Genomic DNA, 426 nt, shown 5'->3' with positions numbered 1-426 from the left:
ATTTCGAGGGGACCCCTGAGGAGGCCGTGCTGGAGGCCGGGAAGGCGAACGCCAAAGCCAAGCTACCGATGTCCTCCCGTGAGCGGCAAGACTTCGCGTGGCGGCTTGTCGTGCTGGATCGGGACAGCAAGGCGAAGGTGGCAGACGCGTCGGGAACGTCGACGTCACAGGTGGCCACCATGAGGAAGGCCAAGAGGGTACTGGGGGTGGACGCCGGGAACTTCGAGACGTGGTTCAAGGCAAGGAAAGCAGCTGAAGGAAAGGACATGGACGGGGCGGACGAATTTGACCCTGAAGAGTGGAAGCAACAGGTAGCAGATCGGTTTGCGGATACGCTTGCGAGAACCTTCTCGGGGCGGCTGTCCGACGACCCTGAGATTGCCGCTATGGCCCTTGCGGCGTACTTCGGCAGGCGGCTTCCCGAGG

1 pseudogene is annotated in these 426 nt (G+C 62.7%); it reads left to right on the top strand.

What is annotated here, in order from left to right:
- Positions 1-426, top strand: a pseudogene (locus EN780_RS39605) (nuclease); the annotation flags it as partial.

The sequence above is a fragment of the Mesorhizobium sp. M4B.F.Ca.ET.089.01.1.1 genome, assembly GCF_004022605.1.
Classification (GTDB): domain Bacteria; phylum Pseudomonadota; class Alphaproteobacteria; order Rhizobiales; family Rhizobiaceae; genus Mesorhizobium; species Mesorhizobium abyssinicae.
This window is presented reverse-complemented; position numbering and strand designations above follow the sequence as displayed.